Here is a 23,703-nt window from a genome sequence, read left to right on the forward strand (position 1 = left end):
ATGAAAACGATATATAAAATAGTAGCTTTAGTAGGGGTATCAGTTTTGACTACTTCTTGTTTTAATAAAGAACGTTCAAACTATCAATTCATGCCAAATATGTATGAGTCATCTGCATATGAGACATATTCTGAAGTTCCTACTACAGTTTTTAAAAATGGTAAAGAAGGTCAGTTACCTGCTGAAGGATCTATACCACGCGGATTTTCACCTGAGGAGTATGAGAATACTACAGAAGGTTTAGCAATGGCTAGATTAAATCTAAAATCACCATTATCTGCTGAGGAGAAAGATTTAGAAAAAGGTAAAGAGTTATATACAATTTACTGCTCAGTTTGTCACGGAGGAGCTGGGGATGGAAAAGGTAATTTAGTGAAGAAAGAAAAATTCTTAGGGGTTCCTAACTATAAAGATAGAGAACTTACAGAAGGAGGAATCTACCACGTAATTACTTATGGTTTGAATTCAATGGGATCTCATGCTAACCAATTAACTCAACATGAACGTTGGTTAGTAACAGATTACGTATTAAAATTGAAATCAGAATAATAAATTGTAAAACTTATTTGAAAGTTTAGATATGTACACATTTTCAAAAAATTTGAAGACTTTTGCAATCGTCCTTATGGTTCTTGGACTTGTAGGGATTGCATATGGTTTCTTCAGTGCCCCTAAGACAACTGCTGAAGTAGAGCAGATCTTAACTGAGCAAGCTCATCATGATGGTGGTGAGCATCATGTATCTGCTGCAGACCACTCTGTGTCTGACGCTGATCATGCTGAACATCAAAAACATTTAGAACATGTTCTTGGTCAAATGCAAAATAAACCTTGGACAGCGTTATATGTAGCTTGTATTTTCGTTATGTTAGTAGCTGTTGGTATTTTAACTTTTTATGCTATTAACAATGCTGCTAGTGCTGGATGGTCTCCAGTATTATTCAGAGTAATGGAAGGATTATCTGCTTATGTATTACCAGGATCAGTTATATTCTTCGTGATTTTATTAATTTCTGTATTGGGAGGAAACCATTTATTTATATGGGCTGACCAAGCAGTAGTTGATGCAGATCCAATTATTCAAGGAAAAGCTGGATACTTAAACGTGCCTTTCTTCTTAATTAGAACAGTTATCTATTTAGCAGGATGGAACTTTTATAGAATTTATGCTCGTAAACAATCTTTAGCTTTAGATGAGAGTGGTGATCAAACTTACTACAAAAAGATATTTAAAGCTTCAGCTGCTTTCTTAGTATTCTTTATTGTTACTGAGTCTATGGCATCTTGGGATTGGATTATGTCGATTGATACTCACTGGTATAGTACATTATTCGGATGGTATGTATTCGCTAGTTTCTTCGTAACAGCTATTACAACTATCGCTTTTGTTACTCTTTATTTAAAGAACAAAGGATACTTAGAATATGTTAATACTAGTCATATTCACGATTTAGCTAAATTTATGTTTGGATTAAGTATATTCTGGACTTATCTTTGGTTCTCTCAATTCATGTTACAGTGGTATTCTAATATTCCAGAGGAGGTAACTTACTTCATCTTCAGAATTCAAGAGTATAACTTACCATTCTTCGGAATGTTAGTATTGAATTTCTTATTGCCATTATTATTATTGATCAATACAGATTTCAAACGTTTAACTTGGATTGTTGTAATGGCAGGATCTTGTATCATCGTAGGTCACTATATTGACTTCTTTATGATGATCTCTCCTGGTACAGTTGGAGGTTCTTGGTTTATTGGTGTTTCTGAGATAGCTTCACTTATTTTCTTCATCGGATTATTTATCTATGTAGGATTTAGTGCAATTGCTAAAGCGCCATTATTAGCTAAGAATAACCCATTGATTGAAGAGAGTAAACATTTTCACTATTAATATTTAAAAATAAACAAATGACAAGTTTATTAATATTAGCTGCGGTTGTATTATTAGGAGTTGCTGTATGGCAATTGACGAAAATATTTGATTTAACTCAAGTAGGTTCTCACCCTGATGATATTTCTACAGAGATCGCTAATGAGAAGGATAATAACATCAATGGTTATTTGACTTTCGCTTTCTTAGGATTCATCTATATCTTTACTATATTCTGTTTAGTTGAGTATGGAAGCTTTCCTTTGATGGATAACCCTGCGTCAGAGCACGGAAAAGAGGTTGACAATTTAATGTGGATCTCAATGGGGTTAATTTTTGTTGTTCAAATTTTTACTCAGTTCTTATTACACTACTTTGCATTCAAAGGACGTGGAATAAACGGTAGAAAAGCTCGTTTCTATTCAGATAATGATAAGTTAGAAGCTCTTTGGACAATTATTCCTGTAATTACATTATCAGGTTTAATTCTTTATGGATTATTTGCTTGGAATGATATTATGTTTGTAGATGAAGAAGAAGACGTTCTTATTGTTGAAGTATATGCTAAACAATTCGGATGGGATGTTCGTTACTCTGGAACAGATAACACTTTAGGTAAAGCTAACGTTCGTTTTATAGAAGGTATCAATTTAGTTGGGGTAGATATGTCTGACCCGAATGCTGCTGATGATAAAATGGCAAAAGAATTACACTTACCAAAAGGTAAAAAAGTAGTATTGAAATTCCGTTCTCAAGACGTACTTCACTCAGCTTACTTACCTCACTTTAGAGCACAAATGAACTGTGTTCCTGGTATGGTTACTCAGTTTGCTTTCGTTCCTACTGTTACTACAGCAGAAATGAGAGAGCGTGAGGCGATTGTAAAAAAAGTTAGTAATATTAACGATATTAGAGCTGAAAGAAGCCAAGAGTTAATCGCTAAAGGAGAAGAGGCATTAGAACCTTATTCATTTGATTATTTAATTTTATGTAATAAGATTTGTGGAGCTTCTCACTATAACATGCAAATGAAAGTTGTTGTAGAGACTCCTGAAGAATTCGAATCTTGGTTAAAAGAGCTTCCTACATTAAAAGAGCAAGTTGCTGCTGAAAAAGCTAGCAACGCACCTGCTCCAGCAGTAGAGGAAGTTCCTGCAGCAGTTGAAGAAGTTGAAACTGAAGCTATCGCTCAAGTAGGAAAATAAAACTCACATATTAAAATCAATCTATAACTATGTCAGTAGAAGGACACGAAAACAATCACGATCACTCAAATGATCATGATCATCACGATAAAGGGAACTTCTTTACTAAATATGTGTTTAGTTTAGACCACAAGATGATTGCTAAACAATACTTGATTACAGGTATTATTATGGGAATCATCGGGATTGGAATGTCTCTGTTATTTAGAATGCAAATTGCTTGGCCAGAAGAATCTTTCACAGTATTCAAATGGTTTTTAGGTGATAAAATGGCTCCTGATGGAGTTATGAAAAATGATGCTTATCTTGCCCTAGTAACGATGCACGGTACCATAATGGTATTCTTCGTTTTAACTGCTGGATTAAGTGGTACGTTCTCGAACTTACTTATTCCATTGCAGATTGGAGCACGTGATATGGCTTCAGGATTCTTAAATATGTTATCTTATTGGTTATTCTTCATCTCTGCAGTATTAATGATTATTTCATTATTTGTAGAAGGAGGACCAGCATCTTCTGGATGGACAGTATATCCTCCGTTGAGTGCATTACCACAGGCTATTCCTGGTTCAGGAATGGGGATGACATTATGGTTAGTATCTATGGCAATCTTTATCGCATCTTCTTTAATGGGATCGTTAAACTATGTTGCTACAGTAATTAACTTAAGAACTAAAGGAATGTCTATGACAAGATTACCATTAACAGTGTGGGCTTTATTTACTACAGCTATTATTGGTATCGTATCATTCCCAGTTTTATTATCAGCAGCTTTATTATTGTTATTCGATAGAAGTTTTGGAACATCATTCTTCTTATCAGATATTTATTTAGCTGGAGAGGTATTACATTACCAAGGAGGTTCTCCTGTATTATATGAGCACTTATTCTGGTTCTTAGGTCACCCTGAGGTATATATCGTAATTTTACCAGCGATGGGTATTACGTCAGAAATTATTGCTTGTAACGCTCGTAAACCAATTTTCGGTTACCGTGCGATGATTGCTTCTATCTTAGGTATTGCTTTCTTATCAACAATTGTATGGGGACACCACATGTTCGTATCTGGTATGAACCCATTCTTAGGATCTGTATTTACATTTACTACATTGTTGATTGCTATTCCTTCTGCAGTAAAAGCATTCAACTATATCACTACAATTTGGAGTGGTAATATCCAAATGAACCCTGCAATGTTATTCTGTATTGGATTCGTATCTACGTTTATTACAGGAGGTTTAACAGGGATTATTTTAGGAGATTCAACATTAGATATCAACGTTCACGATACATATTTCGTTATTGCTCACTTCCACTTAGTAATGGGTATTTCTGCTCTTTACGGAATGTTTGCTGGTATCTACCACTGGTTCCCTAAAATGTTTGGACGTATGATGAACAAAAACTTAGGTTATATCCACTTCTGGGTAACTGCAGTTTGTGCTTACGGAGTATTCTTCCCAATGCACTTCATCGGATTAGCTGGTTTACCACGTCGTTATTATTCAAATACTGCATTCCCATTATTTGATGAGTTCTACGATGTAAACGTGTTAATTACAGTATTCGCTTTAGTAGGATCTGCTTTCCAATTAGTGTTCTTATGGAACTTCTTCTATAGTATTTTCTATGGTAAGAAAGCTACTCAGAACCCTTGGAGAAGTAACTCTCTTGAGTGGACTACACCAGTTGAACATATTCATGGTAACTGGCCTGGTGAATTACCAGTTGTTTACAGATGGCCTTATGACTATAGTAAACCTGGATTACCAGAAGATTACGCTCCTCAAAACATGCCATTCGTTGCAGGTGAAGAGGAATTACATCACTAAGATTATATTTCTTATAGATATTAAAAAGTCATCCGAAAGGATGACTTTTTTTGTTAGTGTAGACTCTGATATTTGAATTATATTTGTACTATGAATGAGAATTTAAACCCAACTAATAAGCACTTTTCTTCTGATGAATTAGATGTTGAGAAGAAGTTACGCCCGCTGTCTTTTGATGATTTTGCTGGGCAAGATCAGGTATTAGAGAATTTAAAGATTTTCGTTGAAGCTGCTAATCAAAGGGGAGAAGCTTTAGATCATACTTTGTTTCATGGACCTCCAGGACTTGGTAAGACTACGTTAGCTAATATTTTAGCTAATGAACTTGATGTGGGAATTAAGATCACTTCTGGGCCAGTTTTAGATAAACCAGGTGATTTAGCTGGATTATTAACTAATCTTGAGGAACGTGATGTTTTATTTATTGATGAGATTCATCGTTTAAGCCCTATAGTAGAAGAGTATTTGTATTCTGCTATGGAGGACTTTAAGATTGATATTATGATAGAGTCTGGTCCGAATGCACGTACGGTTCAGATTCATTTAAATCCTTTTACATTAGTAGGTGCGACTACTCGTTCTGGTTTATTGACTTCACCTATGCGTGCTCGTTTTGGTATTCAAAGTCGCCTTCAGTATTACAATAAGGAACTATTAGCGACTATTATTGAACGTAGTGCTTCTATATTAGGTGTTCATATTGATCTAGAAGCTGCTATAGAAATAGCGGGAAGAAGTAGAGGAACACCTCGTATTGCAAACGCATTGTTGAGACGTGTACGTGATTTCGCACAGATAAAAGGGAATGGTGATATTGATATCGAGATTTCTAAATACGCCTTAAATTCATTGAATGTAGATTCTTTTGGATTAGATGAAATGGATAATAAGATATTGAGTACGATTATTGATAAGTTTAAGGGAGGACCAGTAGGATTATCTACCTTAGCGACTGCTGTTTCTGAGAATGGTGAAACAATAGAGGAAGTTTATGAGCCTTATTTAATTCAAGAAGGTTTTATTGTTCGAACTCCAAGAGGGCGTGAGGTAACTGACAAAGCTTATAAACACTTAGGTAGAGAAAGAATTCATCCACAAGGTGGGCTTTTTGATATGTAGTGGTCATAGAAGTGATTAAATGATTGAAAATAAAAGTAAATATTCTAATATTATAAAAGCCGAGGCCAAACGCCTTGGCTTTTCGTCTTGTGGTATTTCTAAAGCTGATTTCTTAGAAGTAGAGGCTCCTCGTTTAGAGCAGTGGTTGAATAAACAGATGCATGGGCAGATGTCTTATATGGAGAATCATTTCGATAAACGCCTTGATCCTAGACTACTTGTTGAAGGAGCAAAAAGTGTGGTGTCATTAACTTTAAATTACTATCCAGAAGAAAGGCAGGTTAGCGATAGTTATAAAATATCAAAGTATGCTTATGGAGAGGATTATCACCATGTGATTAAAGATAAGTTGAAAGAGCTTCTGCACTTTATAGAAAGTGAAATAGGGGCTGTAGATGGACGTGTATTTGTTGATTCTGCCCCTGTTTTAGATAAAGCTTGGGCAGCTAAGGCTGGCTTAGGATGGGTAGGTAAGAATAACAATTTGATTAATAGGAAAAGTGGTTCTTTCTTTTTTATTGCTGAATTAATAATTGATTTAGAATTAGAAGAAGACGGCCCTACTACTGATCATTGTGGAACCTGTACTAAATGTATAGACGCTTGTCCTACAGAAGCAATTGAAAGTCCTCATATTGTAAACGGGAGTAAATGTATTTCTTATCTCACCATAGAATTGAAAGATGATATTCCAACCGACTTTAGTGGGAAATTAGATGATTGGATGTTTGGTTGCGATGTGTGTCAAGATGTTTGTCCGTGGAATCGCTTTGCATCTCCCCATAAAGAGCAAAGATTTATTCCTAATAATGCGTTAATAGAGTATTCAAAGCACGAATGGAAAGAACTTACGAAGGAGACTTTTAATGAAATTTTTAAAAAATCCGCAATTAAAAGGACGAAATATGAGGGCTTGTTGCGAAATATGCAATTTTTAGGGGAGTGAATTTCGTAAATCCGAATTATATTACAAAAAGGTTATCTTTGTTCATCACGTTAAATGTAAATATATGAATAAAGATAGTTTACGTAGAGAAGCACTTAAATACCATGCTGAACCAACGCCTGGTAAGATACAAGTTGTTCCTACGAAGAAGTATTCATCACAAAGAGACTTAGCCTTAGCATATTCACCAGGTGTAGCAGAGCCTTGTCTGGAAATTGCAAGCGATGTAAATAATGTATATAAATATACAGCAAAAGGAAATTTAGTTGCTGTTATCTCTAACGGTACTGCTGTACTAGGACTTGGAGATATCGGAGCTGAAGCATCTAAGCCAGTAATGGAAGGAAAAGGATTGCTGTTTAAGATTTTTGCTGATATTGATGTTTTTGACATTGAGGTAGATACTACTGATGTAGATAAGTTTATCGAAACTGTAAAAAACATTTCTCCAACTTTCGGAGGAATTAACTTAGAGGATATCAAAGCTCCTGAATCTTTTGAAATCGAAAGAAGATTGAAAGAAGAGTTAGATATTCCTGTAATGCACGATGACCAACATGGTACTGCTATTATCTCAGCAGCAGCTCTGCTAAATGCAGTAGAGTTAGCTGGTAAGAAGATGGAAGAAATTACGATGGTAGTTTCAGGTGCAGGTTCAGCTGCTATTGCATGTGCTAAGTTATATGTAGCTTTTGGTGTTAAACAAGAGAATATAAAAATGTTTAACAGTAAAGGTGTTTTAAAGAAAGACGATACACGTATTTCAGATTTACAAAGAGAGTTTGCTGTTGATAATGATATTTCTTTAGCAGATGCTTTAAAAGGGACTGATGTATTTATCGGATTGTCTACTGCGGATGTATTAAAACCAGAAATGCTTTTAGGGATGGCAGATAACCCAATCGTGTTTGCGATGGCTAATCCAAGACCTGAAATTGACTATAACCTTGCAACTTCTACACGTAAGGATGTTATTATGGCTACTGGTCGTTCTGACTTCCCTAACCAAGTTAATAACGTATTAGGTTTCCCTTATATCTTTAGAGGAGCATTAGACGTACGTGCTACTAAGATTAACGAAGAAATGAAGATGGCTGCTGTAGTAGCTTTAGCTAAGTTAGCTAAAGAGCCAGTGCCAGAGCAAGTAAATATTGCTTACGGAGAGACTAAGTTTACTTTCGGTAGAGAGTATATTATCCCAAAACCATTTGACCCTAGATTGATATCTGTTGTTCCTCCAGCAGTTGCTAAAGCAGCAATGGAAAGTGGAATAGCACTTGCTCCAATTACAGATTGGGAAGAATATAAATCTTCTTTAGAAGAAAGAATGGGGTCAGATAATAAATTAGTACGTATGTTAATCAACCGTGCTAAGACTGAACCAAAACGTGTGGTATATGCTGAAGCTGACCATTTAGATGTATTAAAAGCTGCTCAGATTGCTTATGAAGAAGGAATGGTGACCCCAATCTTATTAGGAGATAAAGAAACTATTCAAGAGCTTAAGAAAGAAATAGAGTTTAATGATGATGTAGAAATTATTGATCCTAAGTCTGATGAGCAAAAAGAAAGAAGAGCTGCTTTTGCTAATGCTTATTGGGCAACTAGAAAGCGCAAAGGAGTTACTTTATACGATGCAGGTAAACTAATGTTAGAAAGAAACTACTTTGCATCTATGTTAGTGAATGAAGGACAGGCAGATGCTATGTTGACAGGATATTCTCGTAGTTATCCTAATGTAGTTAAACCTATCTTAGAATTAATACCTCGTGCACAAGGTGTAAGCAGAGTAGCTACAACGAACTTAATGATGACTAAGAGAGGTCCAATGTTCTTAGCAGATACTGCTATTAACCCTGATCCTACAGCTGAAGATTTAGCTAAAATAGCAGTGATGACAGAGAAGACTGTACGTATGTTCGGTATGGAACCTGTTGTTGCAATGTTATCATATGCTAACTTTGGGTCTGCACCTAATGCTTCTCCAACAAAAATGAAAGAGGCAGTTAGTATCTTACATGAGCAACATCCAGAGATGATTGTAGATGGTGAAATTCAGATCGACTTCGCTTTAAATAGTGAAATGTTGAAGAAGAAATTCCCTTTTTCTAAGTTAGTAGATAAGAAAGTAAATACACTTATTTTCCCTAACCTAGATTCTGCTAATATCACTTATAAAATGTTGAAAGAATTGAATAAAGCGACATCTATTGGTCCTATTATTTTAGGTTTAGATAAAGCTGTTCACGTATTCCAACTAGGTGCTAGTGTTGATGAGATGGTTAATATGACAGCTGTAGCTGTAGTAGATGCTCAAGTACGCGAGAATCGCAAAAAGAAATAATATACTGGTACTCTGAATAGTAGTTGTGCGATTAGTTATTTGTTAGTAAATAGTTAATATTTATTGTTATTTTTGAAGTAAAATTTGATATAATAATGATAGCACATATTCAAGGACGCCTAGTAGAAAAAACAGCCACAGAAGTGGTAATAGATTGCGGGGGAGTAGGATACCTTATCCATATTTCCCTGCATACTTTTTCTCAAATTGGTTCCTCAGAAAATTTGAGATTATATACTTACCTACAAATAAAAGAAGACGGACATACTCTGTTCGGTTTTATAGACAAAATAGAACGTGAATTATTTAAACTATTGATATCAGTTTCTGGTATTGGTGGTAATACTGCGCGTAATATGCTTTCATCTATTGCTCCTAAAGAGCTTCTACAAGCTATTGCTTCTGCTGATGTAAAAACGATCCAGTCTGTAAAAGGGATTGGTGCTAAAACTGCTCAGCGTGTTATACTTGACTTACAAGAAAAGGTAATAAAATTGTATAATATTGATGAAGTTTCTCCTGTTATTAACAATACAAATGCAGATGAAGCGTTATCAGCTTTAGAGGTATTAGGTTTTGTACGTAAATCAGCTGAGAAAGTTGTTGATAAGATTATGAAGCAAACACCTGATGCATCTGTTGAATTCATCATTAAGCAAGCTTTAAAAAACTTATAAATTTTGAGGGGGCAATTTCCTATATCAAAGTCAATTTTTTTTTGGCTAGTTGTTCTTTTTTTGAGCGTACATGGGATGTATGCTCAAGATCCAGATGAACAAGTAGCTGATAGTTTACAAACTCAATATGATATTGGGAAAATTGTCATACCTGATCCTAATCTTATTAAGGAAGCATATTCCTATGATCCTTTAACGGATAGTTACTACTTTACTAAAACCTTTGACGGATTTAATGTTAATTATCCTCTTGTATTAACTCGTAAAGAGTTTGAAGAGCTTATTATGCGTGCAGAGTTGCGTAAGTATTTTCAGCAGCGATTTAATGTAATGCATGGACGTGAGGAGAACGAAGAGATCAAGCGTGATATGTTACCGCGTTATTATGTGAATTCGAAGTTGTTCAGTACTATTTTTGGATCGAATACTATTGATGTTAAACCTACAGGATCTGTAGAGTTTGATATGGGAGTTCGTTATAGTAAACAGGATAACCCTGTAGTATCTACGCGTAATCGTAAGAATATGGCGTTTGATTTTAATCAACGCATTAGTATGGGATTACAAGGTATGGTGGGTACTAGATTAGCTGTGAATATTAATTATGATACCCAGGCTACTTTTGACTTCCAGAATATGATGAAATTATCTTTCGCACCAGACGAAGATGATATCGTACGTAAAGTAGAAGTAGGTAATGTAAGTATGCCTATTAGTGGTTCACTTGTTAGAGGAGCACAGAGTTTATTTGGAGTAAAGACAGAACTACAATTCGGTAGAACCACTATTACAGGAGTGTTCTCGGAGCAGAAGTCTCAGACGACTTCTATTCGTGCTGACGGTGCAGGAACATTAGAAGAGTTTGAATTAGATGCGTTAGATTATGACGAGGATAGACACTTCTTTTTATCTCATTATTTTAGAAATAACTATGATGAGGCTTTAGAGAAATATCCATTTATAAAAAGTAGAGTACGTATTACTCGTGTAGAAGTATGGATAACCAATCGATATGGACGCGTTAATCAAACAGGTAATAATGCACGTAATATTATAGCTATACAGGATTTAGGAGAAGGACAGAATAAATTAGGAAGACCTAATGCAGATGTTGTTTCTAAACCAGAGCCTGATTTCTTTACTATTAATGGAGTACCTAATGCATACCCTGATAATGCGAATAACCAATATGACCCAGGAAATATTGGGGGTAATTATTTAAATTCCTCTATTCGATTAAACACATCAGGTGCAAGTGGATTTAATGTATCTGTACAAGAAGGACGAGATTTTGTACGTTTAGAGGGAGCACGTAAGTTAAGTGCCAATGAGTTTACATTCCATCCTCAGTTAGGATACATATCATTACAACAAAAACTTTCTAATGATGAAGTTCTTGCTGTAGCGTTCCAGTACTCTATTGGAGATAAGATATATCAAGTGGGGGAGTTTGGTACAGACGGAGGTATGACGGTATTGCCTCCTGGTGTAGATGAGGCAAACCCAGATGTGCCACAGAGCCAATCGCTTATTCTGAAGTTATTAAAAAGTAATTTTACTTTGGTAGGGCAACCAGTATGGAAACTGATGATGAAGAATATCTATCAGATTCCGAATGCGATGTATATCTCACAAGATAAGTTTAGATTCAATATTCTTTATACAGATCCGAGTCCACTGAATTATATTAGTTCTGTGGATGGAAAGCCATTGCCTCCAGATGTAGAGCGCACACCATTATTAAAAGTATTCCATTTAGACCGATTGAATTATACGAATGACCCTCAGCAAGGAGGAGATGGTTTCTTTGACTTTTTGCCTAATGGAGGAATGCAAAACACGTTTGATCCTACTAATGCAGGTAATATGAATAATGGTTATGGTAATAATAACAATGGTGGCTATGGTGGTAATGGAGGATATGGCGGTAATAATGGAGGCTTTGGAAACAATGGTGGTTTTGGAAATAACGGCGGATACGGGAATAATGGAGGGTATGGCAACAGTGGAGGATACGGAAATAATAATAACCAATACAACAGCAATACATTTGATGGGATTACGATAGACCCAATGTATGGTCGTATTATTTTTACGACTGTCGAGCCTTTTGGAGAGCACTTATTTAAGAAGCTTTCAACGAATCAGTTAAGTGAAGATTATAACCAATCTAGTTCGTATAATAAGAACCAATCAAAGTATGTCTTTAGAAGTATGTATCGTACTACTAAAGCAGAAGCTCTACGAAGCCAAAACGAGAAGAATAAGTTCCAGTTAAAAGGTAAATTCTCGAGTTCAATGGGAGAAGGTATTCCTATTGGATCATTTAATGTCGCTCCAGGATCAGTTATTGTAAGAGCAGCAGGTAGAGTATTAGTAGAAGGAGTAGATTATACAGTAGATTACAGTAGAGGTCGAGTGATGATATTAGATCCAGGATTACAAGCATCTAATACACCGATCGAAGTTTCTGTAGAGAATAATACGATGTTTGGTCAGCAGACTAAGCGTTTCTTTGGAATGCACGTAGAGCATAAGTTTAGCAAAGACTTTATATTAGGAGGTACATTCTTACAGATGTCAGAACGTCCATTTACTCATAAGTCGAGTTATGGTCAAGAAGCGGTGAATAATACAATCTGGGGACTGAATGCTCAGTATTCTACTGAAGTACCTTTCTTAACTAGAATGGTTAATAAACTACCTAATATAGATACAGATGTAGAATCTAGAATTTCGTTTAGAGGAGAATTTGCTTATTTAAAACCAGGTTCATCTAAATTAGATCAGATGAATGGTGAAGCGACTTCTTATATTGATGATTTTGAAGGAATGCAATCTGTTATTGATGTTAAGTCACCTCTTTCATGGAAGTTGTCGAGTGTACCAGTAGGATTCCATGGGCTGAATGAACTAGATAGTGATGTAGATAAGGACATTGTTACATTACCAGCATATTCTTTAGAGGATGGGTATAGAAGATCTAAGATGTCATGGTATTCGATAGACCCTACTTTCTATGTAGGGAGCAAACCAGATGGGGTAAGTGAGTATGATTTATCATCTAATAGAACACGTAGAATTTATAGTGAGGAGTTATTCCCTGACAAAGATATTGCTTATGGAGAGAGTCGAGTGATTAATACACTAGACTTGACTTATTATCCAGAGGAGAGAGGACCTTATAACTTTAATAGAAGTTATCTAACGAATCCTCGCTCTTTAACACCTAGAAAAAACTGGGCAGGTATTATGCGTGGTTTAACGACTACCAACTTTGAACAAGCGAATATAGAGTTTGTAGAGTTTTGGGTAATGGATCCTTATGTAGGAAAGAGTGGTGATGCATTGACTGTTCAGAATACAGGAGAGCTTAGATTAAACTTAGGTTTTATCTCTGAAGATATTTTAAGAGATGGACATAAGCAGTATGAGAACGGACTACCTGATACAGGAGCTAATGCTGTTACAACGATTAATACTGTTTGGGGGAAAGTACCTTCAGCTCCTTCACTAGTTTATGCATTTGATAATAATGCTGAGAACAGAAGATTACAAGACGTTGGACTTGATGGTTTAAATGACGAAGAAGAAAGAGCTTTCTTTAAAGATTTTGCAGGATTTAGTGATCCAGCAGCAGATAACTTTGTACATTATTTAGATGCTCAAGGTGGAATATTAGAACGTTATAGAGATTATAATGGATTAGAAAATAACAGCCCAGCAGGCGGTGGGAGAGCAGGAAATAATCAGCCTGATGCAGAAGATATCGATGGGGATAATACCATGAATACTATTGATGCATACTTTGAGTATAAGGTAAAAGTGAAGCCTAATACTATAGTAGGTGATAAATATGTTACAGATGTCAGAGAAACTAAAGTACAGTTACCTGATGGATCTGTATCTGATGTAAGATGGATTCAGTACAAAATTCCAATTGACACTAAAGGGAAAAAAGTAGGAGCTATAGAAGATACGAGATCAATGAAGTTTATGAGAATGTATCTTACAGGTTTCGAGAAACAAGTAACACTTCGTTTTGGAACTTTAAACTTAGTTCGATCGGATTGGAAGCGATATGACAGAAACCTTATGGAAGATAATTCAGGGACTAATGATGAGAGGTACTCTAATACAGGAATCGATGTGTCTTCTGTGAATCTAACAGATAATTATGATCGTAAACCTATTCCTTATGTAACTCCTCCTGGAGTAAGAAGAGAACAGGTTTATATGAATAATACATTGATTAATCAGAATGAACAATCACTTTCATTAAAGATATATCCAAAAGATTTAAATGCTTATCCGTCAGGTTTACTTTCGAATGATGCTAGAGGGGTGTTTAAGAATTTTAATGTAGACATGCGTCAGTATAAAAAGCTGAGAATGTTTATCCATGGAGAGTCATTAGAAGGTGGCGCATCGAGACGTTTACAAGATTATGAGATGGCAGCATTCATCCGTATAGGTAGTGATGTTATTGAAAACTTCTATGAAGTAGAGATACCACTAAAAATAACAAATGGTGGAGAAACTAATCCAGATGCGATTTGGCCAGAAGAGAATGAACTAAATCTTCCTATAGACTTACTTGCGAAGTTAAAAGTGATGAAGATGGGAGAAGTATCTCGTCCTGGTTTTGACAGTTCTAAGATATTTTATGTGAATGAAGAGGAGTTAAATCCAAGTGCAGGAGATAAACCTAATAAAGTAAGACTAGGGATAAAAGGGAATCCAAACTTTGGAAAAGTAAGGATGATGATGATAGGGATACGTAATATCTCGCCAGGAGCAGAAGCCTTATCAGGAGAGTTCTGGTTTGATGAATTACGTATGTCAGACATGGATAATAAAGGAGGATGGGCAGCTACAGGTACTATTGATGCTAATATAGCTGACTTTGCCAATATCTCTTTGACAGGAATGAAGTCTACTATTGGTTTTGGAGGATTAGAACAAGGACCTCATGACCGCAGTCGTGAAGATAGAAAGTCGTATAGTGTTATGACTAACGTAAACTTAGGACAACTGTTACCTAAACGTTGGGGAATCACACTGCCATTTAATTATGTTATCAGTGAAGAGTTTATTACACCTGAGTACGATCCGATGAATCCTGATTTAAAGCTTAGTTATATCAAGTCTGGAGCGAAGACATCAGCTGAGGCAGAAGAGGCGGAGAAGAGAGCGATGGACTACACGAAGCGTAAGAGTATAAACTTTATTGGTGTTAATAAGCAGAGAGGACCAGAACAAAAGAATCGTATCTATGATATAGAGAATATTACAGTATCTCACTCGTATAATGAGGTGAGACACCACGATTTTGAAATAGAGTCAATGTTAGAACAACAAGTGAGATCATCACTTGATTATACTTATGCTTTCGAAACGAAGTCTGTAGAGCCTTTTAAAAACATAGGTTTTATGAAAGGGCAATATTGGGGACTATTGAGAGACTTTAACTTTAATTATCTACCGACTAATATATCGTTTAGTTCTAATATTATGCGTCAGTATAATAGACAAGAGTTTAGACTAATAGATGTAGAAGGGATAGGTTTAGATCCATTGTATAGAAGAAACTATTTCTTCAATTATAACTTTGGATTCAATTTTGACTTGACTAAATCTCTTCGTCTAAGTTATATCGGGGGTAGTAATAATATCGTTCGAAACTATTATGACAGTGTAAATGGAATCGTAGATAATACGAATACAATATGGGATGATTACTTTAATATTGGTGAGCCTAATCAGTTTACCCAACAGTTAACGGTGAATTATGAATTGCCTTTTAGTAAGATTCCAGTATTGTCTTTTATCCGTTCTAACTATGCTTATACAGGTAGCTTTAACTGGCAACGTGCATCAGACGCTTATTCTAATATTGACATAGACGGTATTAATTATTCTTTGGGGAACACGATTCAGAATGCGAGAACACAACGTCTGAATACTACTTTAGGTATGGAGACTTTGTATCGTTATTTAGGGTTGGTGAAAAGCTCTGATCGCAGAAGAACGCCTTCTAAAGCGAAAAAAGCAACTATCGTTCCTGGACAGAAAGTAGTACAAGCGAAAGAAGATACTAAGAAAAAAGACAACAAGGAGAAAGGGGAGCCATCTGCATTTGGTACTGCTACGAAAGATTTATTAATAGGGGTATTAACATCTGTTAAGAATATCCAGATTAATTATTCTGAGAATAGTGGTACGATGTTACCAGGCTTCTTACCTACTGTAGGTTTCTTTGGTACGTCTAAACCTGATTTAGGGTTCGTATTCGGTAACCAAGTAGATATTAGATATGATGCTGCTCGCAAAGGGTATTTAACAGATTACCCAGAGATGAATCAACCTTATACTACGATTAGTAATAAGACACTTAACCTGAATGCTTCAGTATCTTTAATACCTGATTTGACTATTGATCTTTATGCTGAACGTATGAAGTCTGATAACTATTCAGAACAATTCGTGGTAGAGAACAATGAGTATATAGGACAGGCACCTTATAGTTATGGAAACTTCAGTATGTCTACGGTGATGTTAAGTACAGCTTTCTCTAGTAGTGACTTAATGAGTTCGGCTACTTTTGACAGAATGTTGGATAATCGTATTATCGTAGCAAATAGATTAGCTGTAGAGCGCGGTATTGATATTACTAATCCAGCCAACTTAGATAGAGAAGGATTCCCTATAGGGTATAGTAAAGGAAGTCAGTCTGTATTATTACCATCTTTTGTGGCGGCGTATACAGGTAAAGATGCAAATAAGGTTTCGACAGGATTGTTTAAAGGAATGCCTTTGCCTAACTGGAACTTGAAGTACAGAGGACTGATGAGAATAGGATGGTTTAAAGATAATTTCAAGAACTTCTCTATTAACCATGGATATAGAGCCTCTTATACATTGGGGTCTTACAGTTATAATACGGAGTATTATAAAGCTCCGAATGAAGTAAATAAATTTGGTAATTATCCTAGTGAATATGTTGTAAACAACGCTACATTATTTGAGCAGTTTAATCCTTTGATTCGCTTTGATGTTGAGACGAAATCTTCGATCAGAATGTCTTTAGAGATGAGAAAAGATAGAATGCTATCGTTGAGCTTTGACAACAATTTATTGACAGAGACGAATGGAAATGACTTTGTATTAGGACTGGGGTACCGTGTAAAAGACGTAGGATTTAACTCGATGTATGCTAACAATGGAATGGGAGGAAGAATCGCTAGTGATATTAATATTAAGGCAGACTTCACATTGACGAAGAGAGAGACAGTAGTGCGTTATTTAGATTATGGAAACAGCCAGACTGGTGGAGGACAAGATATGTGGTCGTTAAGATTGACAGCAGATTATATGTTGAGTAAGAACCTTACAGCGATCTTCTTCTATGACCATTCATTCTCTAAAGCCGTTATTTCGACTATGTATCCAATCACGAATATTCGAGCAGGTTTTACAATGCGATATAATTTTGGAAATTAACGGATATTGGTTCCACATTATGTAATAATATTATACATTTGCTAAAAACTTATTATAATGAATATACCAGCTAATTTAAAGTACACTAAAGATCACGAGTGGGTAGCTATCGAAGGAGATGTTGCTACAATTGGAATTACTGACTTCGCTCAGAGAGAACTTGGAGATATCGTTTATGTAGAAGTTGAGACATTGGATCAAACTTTAGATAGAGATGAAGTTTTCGGAACTGTAGAAGCAGTAAAAACCGTTTCTGACTTATTCTTACCATTGTCAGGAGAGGTGATCGAGTTTAACGAAGGTTTAGATACAGAGCCAGAGTTAGTGAATACTGATCCTTACGGAGCAGGATGGATGATTAAAGTAAAAGTGTCTAATATGGATGAAGTATCATCTTTATTATCAGATGCACAATATAAAGAATTGATTGGGGCGTAAAACTTTTTTTGTATTAGGAATACTATGGACAGGTCTTGTGTTAGCAGGTTGCCTGTTGGATAGTGATACTATTGCAAAAGCACCAAGATTTGATATCCCATATAAAGACAAAGTAGCACATTTTACTTTTTATTTTGTATTTTCCATAATTTGGTTTGTATATTTAGTGAAAAGTAAGCCAAATAGGTCTAGAATTTGGGTAAGTATTCTTATCTTTACTATTGCTAGTTTAATGGGAGCCACTGTAGAGTTATTACAGTATTACTTCACTTCTTCGAGAAGTGCAGAATGGGCTGACGAATTAGCAAACTGTCTAGGTAGTTTATTTGGGGTATTACTATGTTTGACTCTTTTTAGAAGAAAGAAATAAGATTTAAAAATGACCCCATCATGGGGTCATTTTTTTTGTTTTAAATATATTTAGATTATGAGAGACTTAAGGGAATTTATGGATTCTACTTATTTAAAATTAGCTGATCAAGCTGGTTTAACTGAAGTAGAAAATAATCAGGTAGTAGCTGATTTAATTCAAGAAGCAATTGATGAGAAATTTAAATTAGCAATGATTCGCCCTGATCAAGTAAAGATGGGACGAAAAATGGTGGATGCTGCTAACTCAAAGGTGGCGATCGGTACAGTTATAGATTTTCCAGAAGGGAACCGCGGTCTAGAGGCGAAGTTAGCTGAAGCTAAACAAGCCATTGCTGATGGGGTGGATGAAATCGACTATGTAGTTGATTATACTGCTTTCCAAAAAGGAGAAGTAGAACAAGTAAAAAAAGAAGTAGCAGAGTGTACGAAGCTAGGTCTTGATGCTGGAAAAGTAGTGAAGTGGATTATAGAGACTGCTGCTTTGACAGATAATCAAATTGTACAGTTGACAGCATTGATTAAAAATGTAGTGTTATCAAAGTTCAATGAGAAAGATTATGATAAAGTGTTTGTAAAATCTTCTACAGGATTCTATAAAACAGAAGGTGGTAAGCCGAATGGTGCTACACTAGAAGCAATGATTTTAATGTTAGAGAACGCTGGGCCTCTACCTGTAAAAGCTTCTGGAGGAGTACGTGATAAAGACTTCGCGATCAAATTAATTGATTTAGGAGTGAAACGTCTAGGAACTTCTTCTGCTAAGATCATTGTTGACGGATCAGGTACAGTAGATAATTACTAAGATTACATTTTAGTTCTATATAAGAGCATCTAGTTTAGATGCTCTTTTTTTGTGCCTTGTTGTGAGATGCTTTTTTGCGATTTTAAGGAGTTTTATCACAAGTACTAGGTAAGGGCATTGAATGTTTAGATAGGCTTTTAAACTTATTGTTTTTGATTAGAAATAGCGAAGAGAGTTATAATATCGTATATGCATAAGGAATCATTATGGGTACGATGAGATGGTTATGGAATAATGATAGGGTAGTGATCGCATTAAAACTAGCCAAAAATATGCGAGCAGTATGGCAACACTATGCGACCACTATGCGATAACTGCCGATTAGAAAGGTTTAAGTTGTAAATAAGTGGATTGTTGTTTTTTTTGTAATGCTGTTTATTTATGCCTGTTTTTGAATTGATAATAAAGCTGCATAGCGTATTAATGTTGGAATGAATAGCGTTGTATTTTTTCTAAAAAGGTGTTTTGTTATCAGGATTACTTTGATGGGATGGTTGCATTCTATTTTATTGTTGTTGAATAACTATAATGCCTTGTAGAGTTTTTATTTTTTAGTCAGAAAGGAGATAACTTTGGTTCTGTTTTATGGGGTGTTTTTTGAAGAGGATTATCCTTTTGTTTCTATATTTTAGTGTTGGAATTTAGAAAAAGAGAAGAATACAAGTTGTATTATTTTGGTTGTGAATTGCATTAAATTGACTTAGTAGTTGTTGGTATAAGAGTAAGAATTGTTAAAAAACGTATTTAATTCGTTTTGATAGTCATAGCAATCTTAGTTGTTTGTGATTATCATCAATGTTTCTTTTGTGAAAGTGCTGATTTATTTGAATGTTTTTTTTTTAGAACACTAAAGACTGAGGATATTTAAAAAAAGGTTATATTAAAGGCTGTAACGTTTGTTTTTAGGTATTGTTTTAAAAATTGAACTATATTTGCACATCATTAAAAACAAATGAAAACAGCTTTGAATTTATCGTCTGAAAAAAATACGTCAACTTCTGTGTTGACGGAGTTTAAAGAAATGACTAAAATGGGGTTGGCACTCAGCGTAGTTTTTTCTACCATAGCTGGTTACTTTTTAGCTATACCCGATTTAGGAAGTATTGACATTCTTACAGTACTAGCTCTTGCTATAGGAGGATACTGTATGGTAGGTGCTTCTAATGTATTTAATCAAATTATAGAGAGAGAGCTAGATGCGAAGATGACTCGTACTATGAATCGTCCTATCGCGTCTGGAAGAGTTAAGCCTAGTGCAGCTTTTATTTTAGCTTGTACGCTTACAGTATTAGGTATCGCTATCCTTTATGTAGTGAATCCTAAGACGGCTATGTTCGGTGCTATCTCTATCTTTTTGTACACGAGTGTATATACACCGTTAAAGACTATTACCCCTCTATCAGTTTTCGTAGGAGCTTTCCCAGGTGCTATTCCTTTCATGTTAGGATGGGTAGCGGCTACTAATAACTTTGGTATAGAGGCAGGAACATTATTTATTATTCAGTTTTTCTGGCAGTTTCCACACTTCTGGGCTATAGGATGGTTCTTATACGATGACTATAAAAAAGGAGGGTTCTCTATGTTACCAACAGGAGAGAAGGATTCTAAGACTGCAACACAGATTATCTTATACACGATTTGGTTAATCATTGCATCTGTATTCCCTGCATTTGGAGTTACAGGTAGATTATACCTAACACCTGTATCAGCTGTACTAGTGTTATTAGCAGGATTATGGATGTTATGGGCAGGAATAAAACTGTATAAGAAAAGAACAGATAAGGCAGCACGTTCACTGATGTTAGTGAGTGTGACGTATATTTCGCTAATACAGATAATCTATATACTTGATAAAATTTTAAGATAACAATAAATGGATATAACAGCTCAAGAACAATACGAAAGAAAAGGAAAGGCATTAAAGGTGATGATGCTTTTCGGGATAGGTAGTATTATGATGGTCTTCGCTGGTCTAACGAGTGCTTATGTAGTAAGTAAGTCACGTCCAGACTGGTTAGCAGAGTTTCAATTGCCAAATTCTTTTTTATATAGTACATTAGCAATCGCAATAAGTAGCGTTACTATGCACTTAGCATATAAGGCTATAAAACAAAATGATCGCAATAAAACAACTACTTATCTAGTTTCTACTTTGATATTAGGATTGTTATTCGTTTTTTTGCAGTTCAAAGGCTTTAATGAGGTAATATCTATGGGATATTTCTTCACTGGGAGTGAGAGTACGATTACGACATCATTTTTATATGTGATCGTAATAGTGCACATCGCTCACTTAGCTGGAGGGGTTTTATCACTATTGTATGTAATTTATAATCATTTTAAACAAAAGTATAATTCACAGCAATATATTGGAATTGAATTGTGTGCATGGTTTTGGCACTTTTTGGATTTATTGTGGATTTATTTGTTTTTATTTTTTACATTCTTTAAATAAAAAAAATAAACTAAATTTGAAAACTTTATAACTAACAACATTTTATGGGAGCGACAGTTACTACAGCAGCTACTAAAGAAACTACTTGGGGTGGAGGAAATGAGCCTCTTAAAGTAAGCTATGGTAAAATGATGATGTGGTATTTCATATTATCAGATTCATTAACTTTTTGTGGATTCCTTGTAGGATACGGGTTTACTCGTTACAAATTCATGGATACTTGGCCGATTGCGGACGAAGTATTTAATCACTTTCCATTTTTACACGGTGTAGATGCGCCGATGTTCTATGTGGCATTGATGACTTTTATTTTAATTTTCTCTTCAGTTACTATGGTATTAGCTGTAGATGCTGGACATCAAATGAAAAAGAATAAAGTAGCAGTGTACATGTTCTTAACGATCATAGGAGGTTTAGTATTCTTAGGATCACAAGCATGGGAGTGGAAAAACTTTATTAACGGAACTTACGGAGCAGTAGAGACTCGTGGAGGATCTATCTTACAGTTCGTAGGAGAAGATGGTAAACAGATTGCATTAGGTGATTTTGCAAAAGTAGATCCAAACAGAGATGAGGCTACTTTAACAAGAGCTAAAGCTACTTGGTTTGTAAAAGGAGAGAATGCACCTACATATTCTTTAGCAGAAGTAAAAGCAGGTTTTGAAGCTAATCCTAACGTAAGAATTAGAACTCAATTAACTACAGATGCTAAGCACAAAGAAATTTTAACTAGAGAGCAATCAGTTAAACGTTTAGAAGATGCTGTATTAGTAGTAGAAGGAGCTAACTTAATCCGCAATGAGTACGGACATAAAGTATTTGCAGATTTCTTCTTCTTCATTACTGGATTCCACGGATTCCACGTATTTACAGGGATTTTAATTAATGTAGTAATTTTCTTCAACGTATTATTAGGAACTTACCAAAGAAGAGGTTCTTACGAAATGGTTGAAAAAGGAGGATTATACTGGCACTTTGTGGATTTAGTATGGGTGTTCGTATTTACATTCTTCTATTTAGTTTAATTTTAAAAATAAAGTAAAATGGCAGCAGAAGGAGCACATCATTCAAATACAAAGAGAATATGGACAGTATTCGTAATCATGTCTGTAGTTACTCTAGTAGAGGTTATCTTAGGTATTATTAAACCAGAATCTCTACATCACGTACATATTTTTGGATTGAGTTTATTGAACTATATCTTCATTATCTTAACGATTGTTAAGGCATACTACATTATGTGGGCGTTTATGCACTTAGAACAAGAGAAATCGGCATTCAGATGGTCTGTAGCTGGAGTTCTTACTTTCTTATGTGTGTATTTAATCACTTTAGTATTGACAGAAGGTAATTACATCTTCGATGTATTCCAAAACTCACAATATAAGTGGATATTTTAATAACATATTATTATATATTTTAAAGGCGGTTTATTGACCGCCTTTTTTTATTTTTGTTAGTTAGTCAACATTGTGTAAAAATGAAAAAATATTTAATTCTAACGTTGCTGTTTGTGATGCCTATTTGTGCATACTTATTCTTTGCAACAGGTGTTAATCAATTTAAGCGTTTGCCTATAATTACTGAAGGTGTTCAGGATTTTCCGAAAGGAACTTCGTCCTTGGAGAAGATGCCTTCTTTAGACGGTAAGATTACCGTATTAGGTTTCCCAGGAGCGCATTTGTTCCGTGATCGTGGAGATGCCTTTAATTTAAATCAGAAGATATATAAGCGATATAAAGATTTTGAAGATTTTCAGTTGGTGATGGTATTGCCTTATGGAAGTGAGGAAGCCGCTCAGAAGGTAGTGGATGAGTTAAGCCCGATCTCTGATATGTCTAATTGGAATTATCTATTCTTAAAACCAGAGGAGATACAAGAGTTCTTTAATTCATTGGGTCTTGTTGGCAAGTTAGATAGTGACTTAGCTAGTAGCAATGTATATCTAGTGGATAAAGACCGAAATGTACGTGGGCGTAAAGGAGAGAATAAAATAGGGAATTATGAGTATAAGGAAGGTTACTCAACGATATCAGCAGCAGAGTTAAATAATGATATGATGGATGATGTAAAAGTGCTTTTAGCTGAGTATCGATTAGCATTAAAAAAATATAAACGAATTAATACAAACGAATAA

At 35.2% G+C, this 23,703-nt stretch carries 17 protein-coding genes; all 17 read left to right on the forward strand.

What is annotated here, in order from left to right; all coding sequences use genetic code 11:
• Window positions 1-549, forward strand: a complete 549-nt coding sequence (locus BK054_RS08010) for a c-type cytochrome (RefSeq protein ID WP_025125387.1) — start codon at window positions 1-3, stop codon at window positions 547-549.
• Window positions 550-580: 31 nt separating this feature from the next.
• A complete protein-coding gene (locus tag BK054_RS08015) occupies window positions 581-1,894 on the forward strand; it encodes a hypothetical protein (protein WP_006257360.1) in 1,314 nt (437 codons plus the stop codon).
• 17 nt (window positions 1,895-1,911) lie between these two features.
• The gene (locus BK054_RS08020; RefSeq protein ID WP_006257359.1) at window positions 1,912-3,078 is read left to right on the forward strand and encodes a cytochrome c oxidase subunit II; all 1,167 of its coding nucleotides are present in this window, start codon (window positions 1,912-1,914) and stop codon (window positions 3,076-3,078) included.
• 29 nt (window positions 3,079-3,107) lie between these two features.
• Window positions 3,108-4,910, forward strand: coding sequence for a cbb3-type cytochrome c oxidase subunit I (locus BK054_RS08025; RefSeq protein ID WP_006266304.1), 1,803 nt, complete (start codon window positions 3,108-3,110; stop codon window positions 4,908-4,910).
• Window positions 4,911-5,000: 90 nt separating this feature from the next.
• Window positions 5,001-6,029, forward strand: coding sequence for a Holliday junction branch migration DNA helicase RuvB (gene ruvB, locus BK054_RS08030; protein ID WP_006262802.1), 1,029 nt, complete (start codon window positions 5,001-5,003; stop codon window positions 6,027-6,029).
• Between the two features lie 19 nt (window positions 6,030-6,048).
• Window positions 6,049-6,975 carry a tRNA epoxyqueuosine(34) reductase QueG gene (gene queG / locus BK054_RS08035; RefSeq protein ID WP_058699268.1) on the forward strand — a complete coding sequence of 309 codons (927 nt, stop codon included), beginning with the start codon at window positions 6,049-6,051 and terminating at the stop codon, window positions 6,973-6,975.
• A gap of 64 nt (window positions 6,976-7,039) precedes the next feature.
• Complete coding sequence (locus BK054_RS08040; RefSeq protein WP_058699269.1) at window positions 7,040-9,319, forward strand: NADP-dependent malic enzyme; 2,280 nt, start codon at window positions 7,040-7,042, stop codon at window positions 9,317-9,319.
• A gap of 95 nt (window positions 9,320-9,414) precedes the next feature.
• Window positions 9,415-9,996 (forward strand): Holliday junction branch migration protein RuvA, encoded by a 582-nt coding sequence (gene ruvA, locus BK054_RS08045; protein WP_006257354.1) that lies wholly within the window; start codon window positions 9,415-9,417, stop codon window positions 9,994-9,996.
• A 3-nt stretch (window positions 9,997-9,999) separates the two neighbouring features.
• Window positions 10,000-17,499, forward strand: coding sequence for a cell surface protein SprA (sprA, locus tag BK054_RS08050; protein WP_058699270.1), 7,500 nt, complete (start codon window positions 10,000-10,002; stop codon window positions 17,497-17,499).
• Window positions 17,500-17,556: 57 nt separating this feature from the next.
• On the forward strand, window positions 17,557-17,937 hold the full coding sequence (gene gcvH, locus BK054_RS08055; protein ID WP_006257352.1) for a glycine cleavage system protein GcvH: 381 nt from the start codon (window positions 17,557-17,559) through the stop codon (window positions 17,935-17,937).
• Window positions 17,927-18,307 carry a VanZ family protein gene (locus BK054_RS08060; RefSeq protein WP_041888888.1) on the forward strand — a complete coding sequence of 127 codons (381 nt, stop codon included), beginning with the start codon at window positions 17,927-17,929 and terminating at the stop codon, window positions 18,305-18,307. Before gcvH ends, BK054_RS08060 begins: the two co-directional genes overlap by 11 nt.
• A gap of 57 nt (window positions 18,308-18,364) precedes the next feature.
• Window positions 18,365-19,111: a deoxyribose-phosphate aldolase gene (gene deoC / locus BK054_RS08065; RefSeq protein WP_006262806.1), complete on the forward strand. Its 747-nt coding sequence runs from the start codon at window positions 18,365-18,367 to the stop codon at window positions 19,109-19,111.
• A 952-nt stretch (window positions 19,112-20,063) separates the two neighbouring features.
• Window positions 20,064-20,978, forward strand: coding sequence for a heme o synthase (cyoE, locus tag BK054_RS08070; protein ID WP_006257349.1), 915 nt, complete (start codon window positions 20,064-20,066; stop codon window positions 20,976-20,978).
• Window positions 20,979-20,984: 6 nt separating this feature from the next.
• Window positions 20,985-21,566 (forward strand): heme-copper oxidase subunit III, encoded by a 582-nt coding sequence (locus BK054_RS08075; RefSeq protein WP_006257348.1) that lies wholly within the window; start codon window positions 20,985-20,987, stop codon window positions 21,564-21,566.
• A gap of 44 nt (window positions 21,567-21,610) precedes the next feature.
• Entirely contained in the window at window positions 21,611-22,591 is a 981-nt protein-coding gene (locus BK054_RS08080; protein ID WP_006257347.1) for a cytochrome c oxidase subunit 3, read from the forward strand.
• A gap of 18 nt (window positions 22,592-22,609) precedes the next feature.
• Complete coding sequence (locus BK054_RS08085) at window positions 22,610-22,966, forward strand: cytochrome C oxidase subunit IV family protein (RefSeq protein ID WP_006257346.1); 357 nt, start codon at window positions 22,610-22,612, stop codon at window positions 22,964-22,966.
• Between the two features lie 116 nt (window positions 22,967-23,082).
• Window positions 23,083-23,703 (forward strand): hypothetical protein, encoded by a 621-nt coding sequence (locus BK054_RS08090; RefSeq protein WP_006262808.1) that lies wholly within the window; start codon window positions 23,083-23,085, stop codon window positions 23,701-23,703.

It is taken from the genome of Myroides sp. ZB35, assembly GCF_001865835.1.
GTDB classification, from domain to species: Bacteria; Bacteroidota; Bacteroidia; order Flavobacteriales; family Flavobacteriaceae; genus Flavobacterium; species Flavobacterium odoratimimum.